The organism is Vibrio rarus, from assembly GCF_024347075.1.
Lineage (GTDB): Bacteria > Pseudomonadota > Gammaproteobacteria > Enterobacterales > Vibrionaceae > Vibrio > Vibrio rarus.
The window spans coordinates 1,880,778-1,898,318 of sequence record NZ_AP024900.1; the positions used below are offsets into that span (position 1 = coordinate 1,880,778).

Below are 17,541 nucleotides of genomic sequence, written 5' to 3' on the forward strand. Positions count from 1 at the left end.
AATAAACTACTTAAAATTTACAGGTTTGCACGCAAACTTGATCAATCCCCCCCCACGCAAAGGCAAACTGAGTGCGATTTATCCGCGAGATCCTTTTCGTTGCAGCTAGCTTACGGTAATATTAGCGCCAAGAAATTAATCCTATCTGCGAAAAGTTAAGTATGACTACTGAATTAAGAAAAATGCTCGTCACGTGTGCACTACCCTATGCCAATGGTTCTATCCATTTAGGTCATATGCTAGAGCACATTCAAGCTGACATCTGGGTGCGTTACCAACGTCTACGTGGCAACACAGTGAACTTTGTTTGTGCTGATGATGCGCACGGTACACCAATCATGCTTAAATCCCAGCAGATGGGGATCACTCCTGAAGAAATGATTGCCGCTGTAAGCGCTGAGCACCAAAAAGATTTTGCAGGCTTTGATATCAGTTTTGATAACTACCACAGCACCCACTGTGAAGAAAACCGCGAATTAGCCTCTAGTATTTATCTTCAACTTAAAAAGAGCGGGTTTATTTCAAGCCGTACCATTTCTCAGTTGTTTGACCCTGAAAAAGAAATGTTCTTACCTGACCGTTTCGTAAAAGGCACTTGCCCTAAGTGTAAGTCAGAAGATCAATACGGTGATAACTGTGATAACTGTGGTGAAACCTACAGCCCTACTGAGCTGATTAATCCAAAATCCGCAGTCTCTGGCGCCACTCCTGTGATGAAAGACTCTGAACACTTCTTCTTTGACCTGCCACAATTTGAAAGCATGTTAAAAGAGTGGACTCGTTCTGGCTCTTTACAAAACGAAACCGCGAATAAAATGCAAGAGTGGTTTGAATCTGGCTTGCAACAATGGGATATCTCGCGCGATGCCCCTTACTTTGGTTTTGAAATCCCAGGGGAGAAAAACAAATTCTTCTACGTGTGGCTTGATGCTCCTGTTGGCTATATGGCGTCATTTAAAAACCTATGTAACAAGCGTGACGATCTGGATTTTGACGAATATTGGAAAAAAGACAGCACGACGGAGCTTTACCACTTCATTGGTAAAGACATTGTGTACTTCCACAGCCTATTTTGGCCGGCGATGCTTGATGGTGCGGGTTACCGTAAGCCAAACAACATTTTTGTCCACGGCTATGTCACCGTCAATGGCGCTAAGATGTCTAAATCTAAAGGCACCTTCATTAAGGCAAGCACCTACCTTAATCACTTAGATCCAGAATGCCTACGTTACTACTATGCGGCAAAACTCAACAATCGCATTGATGATCTGGATTTGAACCTTGAAGACTTCACTCAACGCGTTAACTCTGATGTGGTGAACAAGATTGTTAACCTTGCTTCTCGTAACGCTGGCTTCATTACTAAGCGTTTTGCTGGCAAGCTCTCTGCGGACTTTGCAGAGCCTGAGCTTTATCAAGAATTTGCCGATGCAGCGCAACGCATTGCTTCTCTTTACGAAAGCCGTGAATTTAGTCGCGCCATTCGTGAGATCACCGCTCTTGCTGATAAAGCCAACCAATACGTAGATGAAAAAGCCCCTTGGGTCGTCGCTAAACAAGAAGGCCAAGATAAAGCACTGCAAGACATCTGCTCTGTTGGCATTAACTTGTTCCGCGTACTGATGACTTACTTGAAGCCAGTCATGCCTGAGCTTGCCGCTCGCACTGAAGCCTTCTTAAACCAAGAATTGACTTGGGATGGCGTACAAGCACCGCTAGTGGATCAAGAAATCAGCAAGTTCAAAGCGCTATTTAACCGTATTGATCCGAAAAAAGTGGACGCTATGGTTGAAGCATCAAAAGAAGATGCGGCAGCAGAAGTGGCAGCCAAAGAAAAAGCCGAGCAAGCTAAAAACGAAACTGAGCTAAGCAAAGAGCCGATTGCCGATGAAATCGAGTATGACGATTTTGCTAAAATTGACTTACGCATTGCCAAGATTGTTGAATGTGAGTCTGTGCCTAAAGCCAATAAATTACTAAGAATGGTACTGGATTTAGGCGGTGAAACTCGCCAAGTATTTGCAGGTATTAAATCCGCTTATGCGCCAGAAGACCTCATTGGCAAACACACTGTCATGGTGGCTAACCTAAAACCTCGTAAGATGAAGTTTGGTATGTCTGAAGGCATGGTATTAGCCGCAGGCCCTGGTGGTAAAGATCTTTGGATTCTAGAACCCCATGAAGGTGCTCAACCTGGCATGCGTGTCATGTAATCTATTCGCTAATTAAACACAGCCGGCTAGGTCATACTTGCCGGCTTTTTTATGCGCTAAATAAGTGCATACCCGCCCCAAATTCGTTCAACAATTCACTGCTATGCCCTGCTGGGTACGCACTCTGTCACTAAAAGGGGGTTGGCATAAAACCTGCTTACTATTGATTAAGCCCACAGTGAAAAAGGTCGCTTATGTTTATGGTCATCGCCACAAGTCTATGCGCATTAGCCGTACTGCTACTTTGTCTGCATTATGGCAAACAGAGCCAAGCCAACATTAATCGCTATCACTTAATTTGTGAACTACGAAGTGTTACTCAGCATCTGCGTGAGCATCGCCATTTAGTGCACACTCATCTAAGCTATGGAGGGGTGGCACACAGCCATATTTCTGATTTAGAAAGCAATATCAGCGAATCGCTGCAAGATTTAGTACATAGGAGCTTTATCAATGACCGTCCTATGTTTAGATTGCTCACCAAGCAAGTTCATACCCTAATGCAACAATGGCCCACCATGACACCTAGCAAAAGCCAAATGAGCCACGGCCGAGCAATTCGAGCTAGCTTATACCTCATTGATGAAATTGTGCTGACTTGGTTAATTGAAACGGAACAAGTAGAAGAAAGTGACACTTACTCTCGTCAATGGAGCTATGTGATTGATTCACTAGAAGCTTTAACACAGTTTAGAATGTTGCTAGACGATTCTTCGCAAAAATTATCTACCACGGGACAGAACGAGCTATTGCTAGTAAAAGCGCAATATTTATTACAAAAAATCAAACGCTTAAATCGAGTATCCCCATTAACTACCGCCACTCTTACCCTAGCGCAAACAGATCTTAGTGAGATAATTTCAGCGCAAAAGAAGATAAATCAATTACCGCCTCGCCAGCTTTACCAATTAACCAATGAAATATCTTTAGCTATATTTAAAGTCTATGACCAAATTCTGGTTGAGCTCTGTGAAAAATTATATCACCTTGAACCATGTATTGAGGCACAAGCTTAATATACTTTTATAAGGGATAAATTCTTTTATCCCTCAAGTAATTTCATTAATAATTTACCATCATATAATGCTTGTTTAATTAATGCTGCACCCGGCATAGTGGCATTTTTAATAAAACGGCATGGCACAACTTCTAAATCTTGACGATAAATAGGTAAACTTTGAGTTTGCACGCAACTCATTATTTCAGGAAAGATAATGCCTTTGGCAACATTAATATCACCACCGATAAGTACCTTCTCAGGATTAAACATATTCACGACTAAAGAGACGGCTGTACCTAATCGCTGACCTAATTGTTTAATGATATTTAACGCTAGAGGATCCCCTCTATTGGCCGCCATACAAATATTAATAACAGTAAGGTTATCAATATCTAACGAAGTATCTGCGCCCGCAAGGATACCCTGTTTTGCTTGATTGATTAAAGCATAAGAGCTAGTGACGGTTTGCAAGCACCCTCGGTTGCCACAATGACAAAGTTCGCCATTAGGATCGACTTGGATATGCCCCAGCTCTCCCACATTACCCAAGCGACCTTGCAGCACTTTATCTTCTAAAATAATGCCAGCGCCAATCCCGTTATGTACCGAAATAAGCACTGAATTTTTATTTTGTTGGGAGTTGCCAAACAGTTTTTCCGCCAATGCCCAAGCGCGAGTATCGTTGGCAATAAAGACTGGCAGCCCGGTTTCTCTATGTAATGCGGGGCCTAACTCTAAACGTTTAACGTCAAAATGAGGCATTTGTAACACCACGCCACTTTCTGAGTGGACAAGGCCAGGTAACGTAATGGCGATGCTGGTAACGCGCTCCAGTACCGTCGCCTTCTCTTCAAAAAAGGTGCCGATTTCTTTTAACAGACGAGCCAGCATGTCATCTTGATCTATTTCGTCAATATCTATGTACTTTTCGGCGATCGCTTCACCGCCAAGCTCATGCAAAGCGATAGTGAGATAGCCTCGCCCTAAGCGCAGGGAGAGAAATTGCCAACCTTGATTATTGGTTTGTAAACCCACCGCAGGTCTACCACGGCTGGTCACTTCTTGGACAACGGTTTCGTGTACCAAGTGCGCTTCGATTAATTCACGGGATATCTTGGTAATACTGGCCGGGGCTAAAGCGCTTAACTTGGAGAGGTCAATACGAGATATGGGGCCAAACTGATCGATAAGTTGATAGACCTTACCAGCATTAATCTGTTTGATATGATCAATATGACTTGGTTGTGCCGTATACATGATAATTACCCCCGGATCTAGAGACTCTATTTTTTTACAGCTCGAAGTAAATGTGAAGCGTTATGATGTTAAGGCGTGAGCCTGCTCACCGAATAATGTCAATTTTAGGAAGGTATTTGCGCTGATTTGATTTTTTGTGTGCTTTGATATTCTTCAATAAAACGATAACCTGAATTTAAGCCTTGTTGATAATCAAATAATAAGTCTTGTGGATTGCTCATTAATGACGAACTTTTTAATGGATGCTCTGGAATAATTTGCATAACAAAACAATCTTGTGGAGGACGCGCAACAAATTCTTGGGTTAAAGCATAGGTTTGATAGTGTACCATTAGCATATCGGCTAATCCCGCATCCAAACGATTACCTAATAAATGTGATAATCGATAAACATTATCAGCACCAAATAACCACCGACCCCCATTGAGTAAATCTAAGCTGGGTTTATTTTTATTTAAATGGCTTTGCATCACTCGTTCATCAATAAATTCCTCGATGGTTTTCTTCCCTTTATCTAATTGTTCATTACAAAAGTTTTGAATATTATCCATGGGATTTCGATACCAAACGGCTTTATCTGTGGTTGTTTGCTGTTGATCTTGTGCAAGGTTATTAAATACAGGATGCTCAGGAAGTTCTGTTCGTATCACAATAATACTGCGTGCTTCTTTACGCCACGCTTCTTGGATGGGTACTGATGCCGACACCCCTCCATCTACAAATTCCATACCATCAATGGAGATGGGTCTTGATACTAGGTTGGGTATGGCGCAAGTGGCTCGAATAACATCAAGCCAGTTTTTTTCTAGCATTGGCAGGTAGTCATCGTGAAAATTGTCAGTACGCGTCACCGCAGCAAACGCACTGCGCCCGTACAGCACCTTTTTCCCCATATCGATATCGAGTTTATAAGGTGGGCTGCAAATTTTATTCAAGGCCCAATCTAGGCCGATATAGTGTTTTTGCCGTACAAAGCTGAACAGATTAAAGAAACGGTCGTCAGTGGTAAGATCGAGCAGAAAGGATTTGCCCAACTCCGGTTGCCTACACAAGTAAGCACATAGGTTTAAAGCCCCGGCAGAAGTGCCATAAAACGTATCAAATGGATCAAAATTAGAATATAAAAAGGCGTCTAACACACCTGCGGTAAAAATGCCTCTTTGCCCTCCTCCTTGTGCAATCAGGGCACTTTTACCATTAATGTATTCAGCAAACACTGGCTGTTGATAGGCCGAGTCACTCCCCCAAATTAATCCACTATTGTCCATTCACCCACCAAAGGTACTAACTCAATATGGCTGTAAAACAAAAGCCAAATAATATTGCAAAGATAATAAACACTATCGTGATGGTCATTTTTAAATCCGTTGTCATGCTCTCACCTCGCCTTCTTGACCCTATCTGAATAGAAAATCAGCATCATTGATAAAATAAGTATTAGCATTCATGCATATCCAGCTCAAGATTTCACGAAAATTCGTGCAGAATTATGCTGTTACTATCACAATTACCCTTATAATGAGTGTATGTTTACTCCTACTCCCATAACGTGTTCTCGTTGCTATCGATAATAAGCAACAAGACCCACAAGGACAGACGAACCTATGAATAAAAAAGTATTATCCCTACTCCTTTTCGCATGCAGTTACTCCGTAGCCTCACACGCTGAGGTCTATATCACCCCAATGGTGGGCTATGGTATGGGCGGCTCTTTTGAAACAGATGCCAATCAAAAGTTTGATAGCGACAGTGCTATGAATTACAACTTAGCGGTGGAAACCAATATCGACCAAGGCCGATTAGGTTTGTTTTACTCTCAACAAGACTCATCCATTAAGGATCTCGACCGAGACATCAGCCTGCGCTATTTACAATTCCAAAGTGCGGTTTACTACCCCGTACATAGCAATGTAAATAGTTACCTTGGCTTAGGTGTCGGTGGTACGCAAGTTGACATTCAAGGGGCGAGTTCCGATTACAAGTTTTCACTAAGTGTGTACGGTGGGTTGGAGTACGAGATAACCGACAATTTTGCTCTACAAGGGCAGTTACGTTACTTAGGAACATTGGTGGACAGCGATTCTGTGACTCTGTGTAATTCAAATAGCTCAGGTCAAACCTGTAATCTTGCCTTTGCTGGCAGTTGGTTAAGCCAGTTACAAGCAAACGTTGGTTTTACGTTTAGCTTCTAGCACGTTACTATTTCGCCACATAATAGCAAAGAGCGAAGCGAGTTTAGGTTTTCGCTCTTATTTTTACATTTAGCGACATCTTCTATAAAAATTCTTATCTACCATTTTTATTTTGGCTTAATGGAAATATGCCAGATTAATACTTCAAAATAAGCGATTTGCACAGCAAATGTGCAAACTTTATTTCCAGTTATGGTTTTTATTTTATCTTGCCAGACCGAAAATCTCATTGTACCCTCCGTCTATCGCTCAGAATATTATACTAATTTTAGTCCCTGGGCACCGACAAACACAACACTTTTCACTATGCGATAAGAGATCATTCAGTTTTTAGTACTAGTTATGCACCGTTTGGCATGGCTAATATTTTAAATATTATACTTATTTCAGCGAAAGAGACTCCCAATCTCAACTAAGCTGTACTCTTATCCAGTCTCTACTACAAGGAGTAGTTATGAAACGAGAACAATGGGGTTCCCGTACCGGATTTATATTAGCCGCAGTAGGCTCAGCAATCGGTTTAGGTAACATATGGCGTTTCCCATATATGGCCTATGAAAACGGTGGTGGCGCATTCTTTATACCTTACATTTTTGCCATGTTAACCGCCGGTATTCCATTTATGATTATGGAATTCAAGCTGGGTCAAAAGTATCGTGGCTCCGCACCTGCAGCTCTTAAAGCTGTTAACTCAAAGTTTGAGTGGTTAGGCTGGTTCCAAGTGGGTATCGCTGCCTGTATTGCGGTTTACTATGTTGCCGTAATTGGTTGGTCTATTTCATATTTAAGCCTGTCGTTCAACCAAGGTTGGGGCACAGATACTAATACCTTCTTCTTTAAAGAGTTCCTGCACTTGGGTGATAACTCACCGTCTAACCTTGGCTCTATTCAGTGGAAAATTGCTGGCACTATGCTTCTTGCATGGGCTGTGACTTATTCTGCTATTGTTGGTGGTGTTAAATCGGGTATCGAACGTGCTGCAAAAATTATGATGCCAATACTATTCCTAATGGTATTGTTCTTAATTATTCGCATGATTTTCCTACCGGGTGCACTTAACGGTGTGAACTATCTATTTGAACCTGATTTTAGCAAGATTTTAGATCTTAAAGTTTGGGCTGCCGCTTACGGTCAAATCTTCTTTACCCTAAGTATCGGTTTTGCCATCATGCTGGCTTATTCTAGCTACTTGCCTGAAAAATCAGACATCAATAACAACGCCTTCATGACAGTATTGATTAACTGTGGTTTCTCAATCCTTGCTGGTATCATGATCTTCTCTGTTCTTGGCTTTATGGCACACGAACAAGGTAAAGAGTTAACTGACGTTGTTACAGCGGGTGTTGGTCTGGCATTTGTTACTTTGCCTGCGGCAATCAATGAATTGCCTGCACCGTACATTCTAGGTCCACTGCTGTTCCTTGCTTTAACCATTGCAGGTCTTAGCTCTCATATCTCTATCATTGAAGCCGTTACTTCTGCCATCATTGACAAATTTAAAATTAGCCGTAAAAAAGCAGCGACTTTAGTTTGTGGTATTGGTGCTGTTGTTTCTCTTTCTTTTGCGACTAATGGCGGTCTATTACTGCTTGATTTAGTGGATTACTTTACCAACCAAATTGGTATTGTGGTGAGCTGCTTCATTGAAGTATTACTGATTGTTTGGGTTGTAAAAACAGCGACCATTCGCAACTATGTCAACTCAGTATCTGATTTCAAAATTGGTGCTTGGTATGATTTCTGTCTGAAAATTGTAAGCCCGTTAATTCTTGCTATTACTCTTTTCAACACGTTGAAAACAACCCTAACAGAGGGTTACGGTGACTATGCACAGTCTGACCTTCTTACTTTAGGTTGGGGACTACTGGCTCTGCTTGCTGTCATCGGTATTGCTATTAACGTATTAAGCAAAAAGGAAGCATAATTATGACTACTAGCGCAATTATCATGATGGTTCTTGGCCTTGGGATTACTTGGGGTGGTGCGGCCATCTGTATCCGCAAAGCAATGAACAAGCAAAAGCAACAGTAACTATTATTGTTAGATAACAAAAAACCGAGCTTTTAAAGCTCGGTTTTTTTATGGGTAAACAACGATAAATAAACAACAATAGATTGTCCCTATTTCAGATCATTGATTAGAATCTATACGTCACACCAACACCTGCGCCAAATTTTAATTTCGCTTTATCATGCAATTGCCATTCAGGACTTACTTGGCCAAAAAGATTCCAGTTAGGGGCGAAGTTCCAGTCCAGCCCAAGAGGCACTCTTAAACCAAAGTCATCATCCCATTCATACCACGCACCCGCGCCAACATACCAATCAAAGGGGACGTCTTGCGAAAAGCTACCACGTGAAAAGTGATAATCAAATGCCATACCATCGTTACCGATAGTCAAATTATAGGTATCTTCAAATTTAATGACGGCACTCAGCCCTTGGTCAATAGCCATACCTACTTTCACATCGCCACTGTTAGTAGTGGCCGCTTTAGCCGCCCCCACATACGTCGCCAGACCCGCCACGACAGCTGTTGCTAATGCCAACTTCCCGATATTCACGTTTATTTCCTTGCTAATATATCACTGGGCACATACTAACCTGAATTCATATTGATTTGTCAGTATTTGGTTATGAGATTATAGAGAACTGCGTTTTGTTACACATTTTTTAAATTTATTCCATTCATCACACTAAGTAAGTGAGCAGAAATAGCGCAGGAAAAATGCTCGAAAACAAGGGAGAATGTTCCCGTAAGTCGTTATTCTACAATCAAACATTCTAACGCAGTTATCGAGTATTTTAACAAGCTAGAATGACCCATTATTTAGTACGATTGGTCTATCCATTAGCTTGTGACGAAACGCAAAAAGGAGGCATAGCCTCCTTTTTAAATTAAATTGAATAGGTAACCAATGAATTAGCCGTTATGGCGAATCCACTCATCCATATCCGTTTTAAGGTTATCGGATTTAGTACCAAAGATAGCTTGTACACCACCGGAAACCACAACCACTCCAGCAGCACCAAGATGTTTAAGTTTGTCTTGGTCAACCTCATCGGTATCAGCAACGGCCACCCTTAGGCGCGTAATACATGCGTCAAGGCCAGTAATGTTCTCTTTGCCACCAAACGCGGCGACGAGTTCGCCTGCTAATTCACTGCCAGTTACTACGCTTGCTTCTTCTTCAGTGTCATCTTCACGACCTGGAGTGTTCAAATTCATGCCGATAATCACTGCGCGGAAAACAAAGTAGTAAACGGCTGCATAAATCAGACCGACCACGACCATCAGTCCCATCTTCTGTGCGTTACCAGACAGAACCAAGAAGTCAATTAAACCGTGTGAGAATGAAGTACCGTGTACAAAGCCTAATGTATTAGACACAACATAAGCAGAACCCGCTAATAGCGCATGAATACCGTACAATACCGGTGCAACAAATAGGAACGAGAACTCAATCGGCTCTGTGATACCGGTCAAGAAAGACGTTAACGCAGCCGATAGCATAATACCCATCACTTTGGCGCGATTTTCCGGTTTAGCACAATGAGCCATAGCAATAGCGGCAGCAGGTAGGCCAAACATCTTGAACATGTAACCGCCCGCTAGCTGACCGAAGCCATTACCTGCAGCGCGTGTTGCGTCATCGGCCACTAAGTAACAGGTTAAGATACCGTGCTGGGTTTCACCAGCTGCATTGACACAGTTACCCGCTTCGAAGAAGAAAGGCACGTTCCATACGTGGTGTAAACCAAATGGAATCAAAGAACGCTCAACCACCCCATAAATACCAAAGGCCAATTGTGGGTTTTGATTAGCAGCCCAATGGGAGAACCAACCAATACCATCGCCAACTGGTGGCCAAATATAAGAAAGGAAAAAACCTAGGATAATAGCCGCAAAACCCGTAATGATAGGTACAGCGCGTTTACCCGCAAAGAAACCAAGATATTCTGGTAGTTGGATTCGATAAAAACGATTAAAGGACCATGCCGCAAGACCACCCACTAAGATGCCCCCTAGCACCCCAGTGTCAATTTTATCAACACCGCTTACATCAGCCATAACCGCCAGTGTCGCGGTCATGATGCCATAACCCACAATCGCAGCCAGACCCGCTACACCGTCATTATCGGTAAAGCCAAGTGCCACACCCACAGCAAACAGCAAAGCCATTTGACCAAATACAGAGCCACCCGCTTGTTCCATTAAATTGGAAACAACGTCTGGAATAAAGCTAAGATCGGCGGCACCGACACCCAGTAGAATACCTGCAACAGGAAGTACTGATACTGGTAGCATCAATGACTTACCTACTTTCTGCAAGTTAGCAAAAAGGTTCTTAAACATGTTTATGCTCCTGATAAATTATTAGAATTTTAGGGCCTATCGACTTACCCCCGTAGCCTGAATGATAGTACCCATTAAGAAATGTAACCTGTCCCGGCTATATTTTTCTTCTCTAAATATATATTTATGGCGCTTAACTGTCCCTATTGAGGAAAATCCAAGTTTAAAAAAGCAGTGATAGATCACATTTAACCGAACGCTAAATGTGGCGCACATTCATACTTAACCTGTTGATTTGCATTATCAAAAGTGTATTTTATGTGCGCTTTATAAGGGGTGAAAATATTACTCTCTACTTATTTTTTGTACAGAAAGTATCACCCTTGGCTCTGTGAGGTTGATTTTAAACACATTGCGTACTTACCAACATATTGAGTAATTACCGCTAGTTACCTACCAATTAATCACCATAGCAAGGCAAAAATAGCGAAAACTAATTTAGCGACTCAAAAAAAGTGTCGTAAAGTTTTCCGTTGTTTTACTGGCCACTTCCCCTAAAGAGATCTCTTTTAGCTGGGCGATATAACTCGCCACTTCAACAACATAAGCAGGCTGGTTCTCTTTACCTCGATGAGGCACTGGCGCTAAATACGGTGAGTCTGTTTCAATTAACAAACGGTCTAAAGGAAGGTGTTTAACCACTTCTTTCAATTCTGTTGCTTGGCGGAAAGTGACAATACCTGAGATTGAAATATAAAAACCAAGCTCCATGGCCGCCTCAGCAAAGGCTCTATCTTCAGTAAAGCAATGTATGACGCCACCACACTGTTGTACGCCGCCATTTCGTAAGATAGCTAACGTCTCTTCTCTTGCCATTCTTGTGTGTATAATCAAAGGCTTATTAACATCAACCGCCATTTGTACTTGTTGTTCAAAGCGCTCTATTTGTAGCTTTTTCGTCTCGGGCTTATAGTGAAAATCTAACCCCGTTTCCCCTACTGCCACCACTTTTTCATGCTGCACAAATTCATGCAGTTGTTGGTAGTTAAAATCACTTTCCACGTCCAGTGGATGCACGCCTGCTGAGGCATACACTTGCGGAAAAGGAGCGATAAGCTCCATCATTTTAGGGAAGGCGTCTAAGGTAACCCCTACCGACAATAATTGCTTAACATTCGCCTGTTCAGCTTTAGCAATCACCTCGGCAACACCTGTGTGTAAATCTTGATAATCCAATTTATCAAGATGACAATGAGAATCTACAAACATATAACACCTATAAAAAAGCGCGCATTGCGCACGCTTGGTAACTATTTTTTTGCTAGATATGCATTCTTTAGAAAGTCATCATAGCGTTTTTATCTCTATCAACCACTGGCTCAATAACAGTTCTTTATTAAGTCCGGTATGTTGCGTGAACTGCTCTATGAGCTTAGCTAAGCTCTGTGACATAGCAAAAGCGCCAGAGTAATCCACTGCAAGCTGCAAGCGTTGTAACCCTGAGTGACCCGTCACGGTTGGTAAGGCCACAAAATAGCTTTTTTGCAGTTCAATTAAGGCCAAAGAAAGCCATTTTAATTTACTTAATGTCTCCGTTGCACAAAGATCCACAAACACTTTAGGTAAGGCAAAGTCTTGCTCGATAAAATCGGCCAATGCACTCAATATTTTATCAAACTCTGCCCCCTGCCCTTGTTCGATAAAGGCTTTCAGTTTTAAAGGGGATCCTAAATAGAGTTGATGGTGCAAATCGGACACATCCGATACGCCGTTATTTTCTAGCCATGCTTGATACTCGGCCAACTCCGGTGCGCGAATATGCCAGTGCTGACAACGACTCTTAATGGTGGCAAGCAAACGGTGCGCTGAGTGACTTTTTAAGATAAACACGCATTGCTGCGGTGGACTCTCTAGGGTTTTTAGTAACGCATTCATGCCTTGCTCTGTCATTGCTTCGGCAGGTTCAATAACTATCACCCGCTGGCCACTTAGCTGAGATGATTCAAGGGCATAGCGATTTCCTTCCCTAATTTGATCCACTGAAATGCTAGCTTTACCCTCTACAGGGCTAATGGAATGTAAGTCTGGGTGGGTACCCGCCTCAAATAATGCGCAGCTGTGGCAAAATCCGCACGCTTCCACTTCACTACTACTGCATAACTGAACTTTAACCAGTTTGTTGATGATGGCTTCATCACCCAAACCTTCTGTGGCAGTAAATAGCAGTGCACTGGGTAATACGCCTTGTTGTAGGCTGGTATTGATTTTTTCCCAGCTATCTTGCAACCACGGATATTCAAAGCTGTTCATTACACATTCATTCCTAACCAGTGGCTGAGTGCAGAATCAATATCCTCAGCGACTTGGGCAATAGGTTGAGCGGCGTTAATGATCACAATTGAATCATCACTATTGGCTAGCTCTAAATAACGGTCTCTCGCTCTTTCAAAAAAGGAAATATCCATTTTTTCGATACGATCTAGCTCACCACGCCCCCGTGCACGCTCTAAACCTATGCGCGGGTCAATATCCATATATAACGTCAAATCCGGTTTAAAATCCCCTAAACTTATCTGCTTGAGGGCGCTCATGGTTTGTTTGGCAATTTGTCGGCCTCCACCTTGATAAGCCTGTGAAGAGAGATCATGACGATCCCCCACTACCCATTGCCCTTTGTGTAAGGCAGGTTTAATTACCGTTTCCACTAACTGCACACGCGCCCCGTACATTAACAGCAACTCTGTGGTGTCTTGTAAGGGCTCGTTACCGTGCTCCTCTTTTACTAAAGCACGCATTTTTTCCGCTAAAGGTGTGCCACCGGGCTCTCTTGTTGAGACTACCTCATCAATGCCAACCGTATTCAGCTTGGACATGATACTGGCGATAGCCGTGCTTTTACCGGCACCTTCTAAACCCTCAACGACAATAAATTTACCTAGTTTCATTTAATTACGTGCCCTTAATTTTTTGAGGTACTGTTGAACTGCACGGTTGTGGTCTCGTAGGTTTTTGGTAAAGACGTGTCCCCCATGACCACTGGCAACAAAGTATAAATATTTGGTCTGATCTGGGTTTACCGCGGCCGCAATGGCCGCCTCTCCGACCATAGCAATAGGCGTAGGCGTTAATCCGTACATGGTGTAGGTATTGTAAGGTGTAGGCGTTTGCAAATCTCGCTTGCGAATATTGCCTTGGTATTTATCACCCATACCATAAATTACCGTAGGGTCGGTTTGCAAACGCATACCAATTTTTAAGCGGTTAACAAAAACAGAAGCGACAATAGGGCGTTCTGTAGCCAGCGCTGTTTCCTTCTCGATAATGGAGGCCAGCGTTAACGCTTGATAGGCATCTTTTAATGGTAAGCCCTCTTGACGCTGATCCCAGTATCGATTGAGAACTTGGTTCAGTTGATGACTGGCACGCTTCATTATATCAAGATCGGTCATGCCCACAGTGTAGTGGTATGTTTCCGCCAGGAGTAAGCCTTCCAGTTTTTGTTTATCCAGCTGCAATGCTTGGGCAATTTCCGCCTCGGTCATCTCTTGGCTTACATGTTTTAGATGCGGGGCATTATTTAGCAAGGCTCGCCACTCTTTAAAGGTGCTGCCTTCTACAAACGTAATGCTAAATTGCACTTGCTGACCGTTCACCAAGTTAAGCAAGGCTTGTTGCAGTGTATGATCTGGGGTAATTTCAAATGTGCCCGCTTTTAGCTGAGTTAACTCAGGGTGAATTCGACGTAATAATCTTGAGAATTCATTAGACTCTAACCAACCGTTACTTTCAAAACGGTGCAGTAATGCGTTGAATGATGTGCCAGATTTGATCGTAACTAAAGTGGGTTCAGCGACGTTGAGTGGCTGTTTGACATAGGCTTCCACCTGATTCAAGGCATAAAATACGCCGGCTCCCGCTACTATGACGACCAATATACAAAGGGTGATGAATTTTTTAAGCACAGTTTATCCTCTCCTGAAAATCGCGTGCAATTATACCGACTGCAAAAGTTTTGTATTCTATTTTTATAATGGGAGCAATACCCAATAATGAATTGCACATGAACACTTCATCAGCATCCAAGATATCCTGCATAACAAAGTGACCATATTGAACCGTTAAGGAGCTTGCCTCGGCGGCGGCGATGACTAAACGGCGCATCACACCTGATACACCGCATAATTCAAGGCTCGGAGTATAGAGGGTGCCATCCTTGACCCAAAATAAGTTTGCCATACTGGTTTCGACCACATGATGGTTAAGGTCTAACACAATGCCATCACTATACCCTTGACGCTCAAGATCGGCTTTTATCAACACCTGTTCTAGTCGGTTATTATGCTTATGTCCGGCTAACAAGGGATTGAGCCCCAATCTAGGTTGTGCTACGCCAAGCTCAATGCCGTGTCGTTGCCAATCAGTATAATGGCTAGGGTAAGCAAAATTACTGATGGTCACCTGTGGTTCATCAGCGCCCAATGGGCTATAACCTCGTCCACCACTGCCACGACTAATATGCAGTTTTATTCCGCCATCACCTTGGGCATGGGCGGCGGTTTCCACCCAAAGTCGCACGTTATCCCAATTGGGGCAAGGGATATGCAGCAGTTGCAAACACGATTGCATGCGTTGTACATGCAAAGACCAATGTATTGCTTGGCCATCACAGGTTTTCATGGTGGTAAAGCCGCCATCACCATAGTTAAAGCTTCTATCGCTCGCTAAGATGGTGTCTTGTAGCTCTCCATTTATCCAATACATGCTCTTATCCCAAAGGTGACAGACAATAAAAAAGGCCAGAGTCAGTTTCCATTGAAACTGAGTCTGACCCAAACTATTTTATATCAATCTAAGTAACAACTGATCATGTTAATTGATTACAGCGGTTACTATGATTGTTATTGCTCACTATTTGTTCTATAGGGTCAACAACCACTAAATCTTTTTAAAGATCAACGAGCCGTTTGTACCACCAAAACCAAATGAGTTACATAGGGCGTATTCAATATCGACATCTTGCGCGACATTCGGTACCAAGTCGATACCAAGTTCTGCCGCACGCTCATCTATGTTATCTAGATTGATTGTTGGCGGAACTTTTTGATCACGTAAAGTCAGTGCGGTAATGATCGCTTCAACTGAGCCTGCAGCACCTAATAGGTGACCAATCATGGACTTAGTTGACGATACCTTAACCTGTGCAGCCCCTGCTTCACCAAGAGCGCGTTTAACGCCTTTTAGCTCTGCAACATCACCTGCTGGTGTTGATGTACCATGAGCATTGATATAACCAATTTGCTCACCGGTGACACCGGCATCACGCATAGCGGCTTCCATAGCCAATGCACCACCTGAACCGTCTTCACTTGGAGAGGTCATATGGTAAGCATCGCCACTCATACCGAAGCCAACAAGCTCACAGTAAATGTTGGCACCACGTGCTTTAGCTGATTCATACTCTTCAAGTACCATCATGCCAGCACCATCGCCTAATACAAAACCGTCACGATCCTTGTCCCATGGACGAGAAGCCGCTTGCGGGTTTTCATTATTAGTTGATAACGCTTTAGCCGCACCAAAGCCAGCAATACCCATTGGGGTGGAAGCTTTCTCTGAGCCACCGGCAACCATAGCATCTGCATCGCCGTAAGCAATCATACGAGCCGCATGGCCGATATTATGCAAACCTGTAGTACATGCTGTTGAGATAGCAATGTTAGGGCCGCGAAGACGGCGCATGATAGACAGGTTACCTGCAATCATATTAACGATAGTCGATGGAACAAAAAATGGACTCACACGACGTGGGCCTTTTGCGTTCATAGTATGAATACCGTTTTCAATTAGACCTAAGCCACCGATACCAGAACCAATTGCAACGCCTACGCGTGCGCAATTTTCGTCAGTGATTTCTAGGCCAGAATCATCTAGTGCTTGGATACCTGCTGCAATGCCGTACTGGATAAACAAATCCATTTTACGGGCATCTTTTTTAGACATGTACTCTTCGCAGTTAAAGTCTTTAATAAGACCTGCAAAGCGTGTTGAAAAATCGGTGGTGTCAAAATGTTCGATATTTGAAATACCGCTTTGACCTGATAGCAGGGCTTGCCAAGAAGATTCTACGGTGTTGCCGACCGGTGACAACATACCCATGCCAGTGACAACTACACGACGCTTGGACACGATTTTTACTCCGGGGTTAGATTAATTAGAGAAGATATACAACGATAAGGAAGCTGTAAAGAATCAGGCGGTCAAGACTGACCGCCTGAGAAGAGAATTACTGAGCGCTAGTTACGTAATCGATAGCAGCTTGAACAGTAGTGATTTTCTCTGCTTCTTCGTCAGGGATCTCTGTGTCAAATTCTTCTTCTAGAGCCATTACTAGCTCAACTGTGTCTAGAGAATCAGCACCTAGATCATCAACGAAAGAAGATTCGTTTTTAACTTCAGCTTCGTCAACACCTAGTTGTTCAACAATGATTTTTTTTACGCGTTCTTCAAGATTGCTCATTTTTTATTTCCTATACATAAGTCGCTGAATGCGATGTTTTGCGTAGTTTATTCAAAAGATAAAAAG

Annotated in this window: 16 protein-coding genes; 5 read left to right on the forward strand and 11 right to left on the reverse strand. The window is 42.8% G+C overall.

Features of this window, described 5'->3' with window-relative positions:
* Positions 1-161 precede the first annotated feature (161 nt).
* Entirely contained in the window at positions 162-2,213 is a 2,052-nt protein-coding gene (metG, locus tag OCU56_RS08625) for a methionine--tRNA ligase (RefSeq protein ID WP_261872825.1), read from the forward strand.
* A 194-nt stretch (positions 2,214-2,407) separates the two neighbouring features.
* Positions 2,408-3,229 carry a hypothetical protein gene (locus tag OCU56_RS08630; RefSeq protein ID WP_261872826.1) on the forward strand — a complete coding sequence of 274 codons (822 nt, stop codon included), beginning with the start codon at positions 2,408-2,410 and terminating at the stop codon, positions 3,227-3,229.
* A gap of 26 nt (positions 3,230-3,255) precedes the next feature.
* On the opposite strand, the gene mlc is transcribed toward OCU56_RS08630, so the two are convergent.
* Both mlc and OCU56_RS08640 read right to left on the reverse strand, forming a co-directional pair.
* The gene (gene mlc / locus OCU56_RS08635) at positions 3,256-4,470 is read right to left on the reverse strand and encodes a sugar metabolism global transcriptional regulator Mlc (RefSeq protein ID WP_261872827.1); all 1,215 of its coding nucleotides are present in this window, start codon (positions 4,468-4,470) and stop codon (positions 3,256-3,258) included.
* A 104-nt stretch (positions 4,471-4,574) separates the two neighbouring features.
* Positions 4,575-5,738 carry a patatin-like phospholipase family protein gene (locus tag OCU56_RS08640; RefSeq protein WP_261872828.1) on the reverse strand — a complete coding sequence of 388 codons (1,164 nt, stop codon included), beginning with the start codon at positions 5,736-5,738 and terminating at the stop codon, positions 4,575-4,577.
* 336 nt (positions 5,739-6,074) lie between these two features.
* Here OCU56_RS08640 and OCU56_RS08645 point away from each other — a divergent pair, with 336 nt between their 5' ends.
* From OCU56_RS08645 to OCU56_RS08655, 3 genes are all read left to right on the forward strand, one after another.
* The gene (locus OCU56_RS08645; protein WP_261872829.1) at positions 6,075-6,662 is read left to right on the forward strand and encodes an outer membrane protein; all 588 of its coding nucleotides are present in this window, start codon (positions 6,075-6,077) and stop codon (positions 6,660-6,662) included.
* A 454-nt stretch (positions 6,663-7,116) separates the two neighbouring features.
* Complete coding sequence (locus OCU56_RS08650; RefSeq protein WP_261872830.1) at positions 7,117-8,586, forward strand: sodium-dependent transporter; 1,470 nt, start codon at positions 7,117-7,119, stop codon at positions 8,584-8,586.
* A gap of 2 nt (positions 8,587-8,588) precedes the next feature.
* A complete protein-coding gene (locus OCU56_RS08655) occupies positions 8,589-8,693 on the forward strand; it encodes a methionine/alanine import family NSS transporter small subunit (protein ID WP_261872831.1) in 105 nt (34 codons plus the stop codon).
* A gap of 106 nt (positions 8,694-8,799) precedes the next feature.
* On the opposite strand, the gene OCU56_RS08660 is transcribed toward OCU56_RS08655, so the two are convergent.
* The 9 genes from OCU56_RS08660 to acpP all read right to left on the reverse strand — a co-directional run bounded on the left by OCU56_RS08660 (position 8,800) and on the right by acpP (position 17,475).
* Positions 8,800-9,225, reverse strand: coding sequence for a hypothetical protein (locus tag OCU56_RS08660; RefSeq protein ID WP_261872832.1), 426 nt, complete (start codon positions 9,223-9,225; stop codon positions 8,800-8,802).
* Between the two features lie 359 nt (positions 9,226-9,584).
* Positions 9,585-11,018, reverse strand: coding sequence for a PTS glucose transporter subunit IIBC (gene ptsG, locus OCU56_RS08665; protein ID WP_261872833.1), 1,434 nt, complete (start codon positions 11,016-11,018; stop codon positions 9,585-9,587).
* A 438-nt stretch (positions 11,019-11,456) separates the two neighbouring features.
* Entirely contained in the window at positions 11,457-12,227 is a 771-nt protein-coding gene (locus tag OCU56_RS08670; RefSeq protein WP_261872834.1) for a TatD family hydrolase, read from the reverse strand.
* A 78-nt stretch (positions 12,228-12,305) separates the two neighbouring features.
* Positions 12,306-13,268, reverse strand: coding sequence for a DNA polymerase III subunit delta' (gene holB, locus OCU56_RS08675; protein WP_261872835.1), 963 nt, complete (start codon positions 13,266-13,268; stop codon positions 12,306-12,308).
* Positions 13,268-13,903, reverse strand: a complete 636-nt coding sequence (gene tmk, locus OCU56_RS08680) for a dTMP kinase (protein WP_261872836.1) — start codon at positions 13,901-13,903, stop codon at positions 13,268-13,270. The genes holB and tmk overlap by 1 nt, the downstream gene beginning before the upstream one ends.
* Positions 13,904-14,920 carry an endolytic transglycosylase MltG gene (gene mltG, locus OCU56_RS08685; RefSeq protein ID WP_261872837.1) on the reverse strand — a complete coding sequence of 339 codons (1,017 nt, stop codon included), beginning with the start codon at positions 14,918-14,920 and terminating at the stop codon, positions 13,904-13,906.
* Complete coding sequence (gene pabC / locus OCU56_RS08690) at positions 14,913-15,719, reverse strand: aminodeoxychorismate lyase (protein WP_261872838.1); 807 nt, start codon at positions 15,717-15,719, stop codon at positions 14,913-14,915. Before pabC ends, mltG begins: the two co-directional genes overlap by 8 nt.
* A gap of 174 nt (positions 15,720-15,893) precedes the next feature.
* A complete protein-coding gene (fabF, locus tag OCU56_RS08695) occupies positions 15,894-17,144 on the reverse strand; it encodes a beta-ketoacyl-ACP synthase II (RefSeq protein ID WP_261872839.1) in 1,251 nt (416 codons plus the stop codon).
* Between the two features lie 97 nt (positions 17,145-17,241).
* Complete coding sequence (acpP, locus tag OCU56_RS08700) at positions 17,242-17,475, reverse strand: acyl carrier protein (protein WP_261872840.1); 234 nt, start codon at positions 17,473-17,475, stop codon at positions 17,242-17,244.
* Positions 17,476-17,541 lie beyond the last annotated feature (66 nt).

What these genes read in the sequence shown, in the direction of transcription:
- metG (WP_261872825.1), top strand. Translation starts at nt 162, where the DNA reads ATGACTACTGAATTAAGAAAAATGCTCGTCACGTGTGCACTACCCTAT.
- OCU56_RS08630 (WP_261872826.1), top strand. Translation starts at nt 2,408, where the DNA reads ATGTTTATGGTCATCGCCACAAGTCTATGCGCATTAGCCGTACTGCTA.
- mlc (WP_261872827.1), bottom strand. Translation starts at nt 4,470, where the DNA reads ATGTATACGGCACAACCAAGTCATATTGATCATATCAAACAGATTAAT.
- OCU56_RS08640 (WP_261872828.1), bottom strand. Translation starts at nt 5,738, where the DNA reads ATGGACAATAGTGGATTAATTTGGGGGAGTGACTCGGCCTATCAACAG.
- OCU56_RS08645 (WP_261872829.1), top strand. Translation starts at nt 6,075, where the DNA reads ATGAATAAAAAAGTATTATCCCTACTCCTTTTCGCATGCAGTTACTCC.
- OCU56_RS08650 (WP_261872830.1), top strand. Translation starts at nt 7,117, where the DNA reads ATGAAACGAGAACAATGGGGTTCCCGTACCGGATTTATATTAGCCGCA.
- OCU56_RS08655 (WP_261872831.1), top strand. Translation starts at nt 8,589, where the DNA reads ATGACTACTAGCGCAATTATCATGATGGTTCTTGGCCTTGGGATTACT.
- ptsG (WP_261872833.1), bottom strand. Translation starts at nt 11,018, where the DNA reads ATGTTTAAGAACCTTTTTGCTAACTTGCAGAAAGTAGGTAAGTCATTG.
- OCU56_RS08670 (WP_261872834.1), bottom strand. Translation starts at nt 12,227, where the DNA reads ATGTTTGTAGATTCTCATTGTCATCTTGATAAATTGGATTATCAAGAT.
- holB (WP_261872835.1), bottom strand. Translation starts at nt 13,268, where the DNA reads ATGAACAGCTTTGAATATCCGTGGTTGCAAGATAGCTGGGAAAAAATC.
- tmk (WP_261872836.1), bottom strand. Translation starts at nt 13,903, where the DNA reads ATGAAACTAGGTAAATTTATTGTCGTTGAGGGTTTAGAAGGTGCCGGT.
- pabC (WP_261872838.1), bottom strand. Translation starts at nt 15,719, where the DNA reads ATGTATTGGATAAATGGAGAGCTACAAGACACCATCTTAGCGAGCGAT.
- acpP (WP_261872840.1), bottom strand. Translation starts at nt 17,475, where the DNA reads ATGAGCAATCTTGAAGAACGCGTAAAAAAAATCATTGTTGAACAACTA.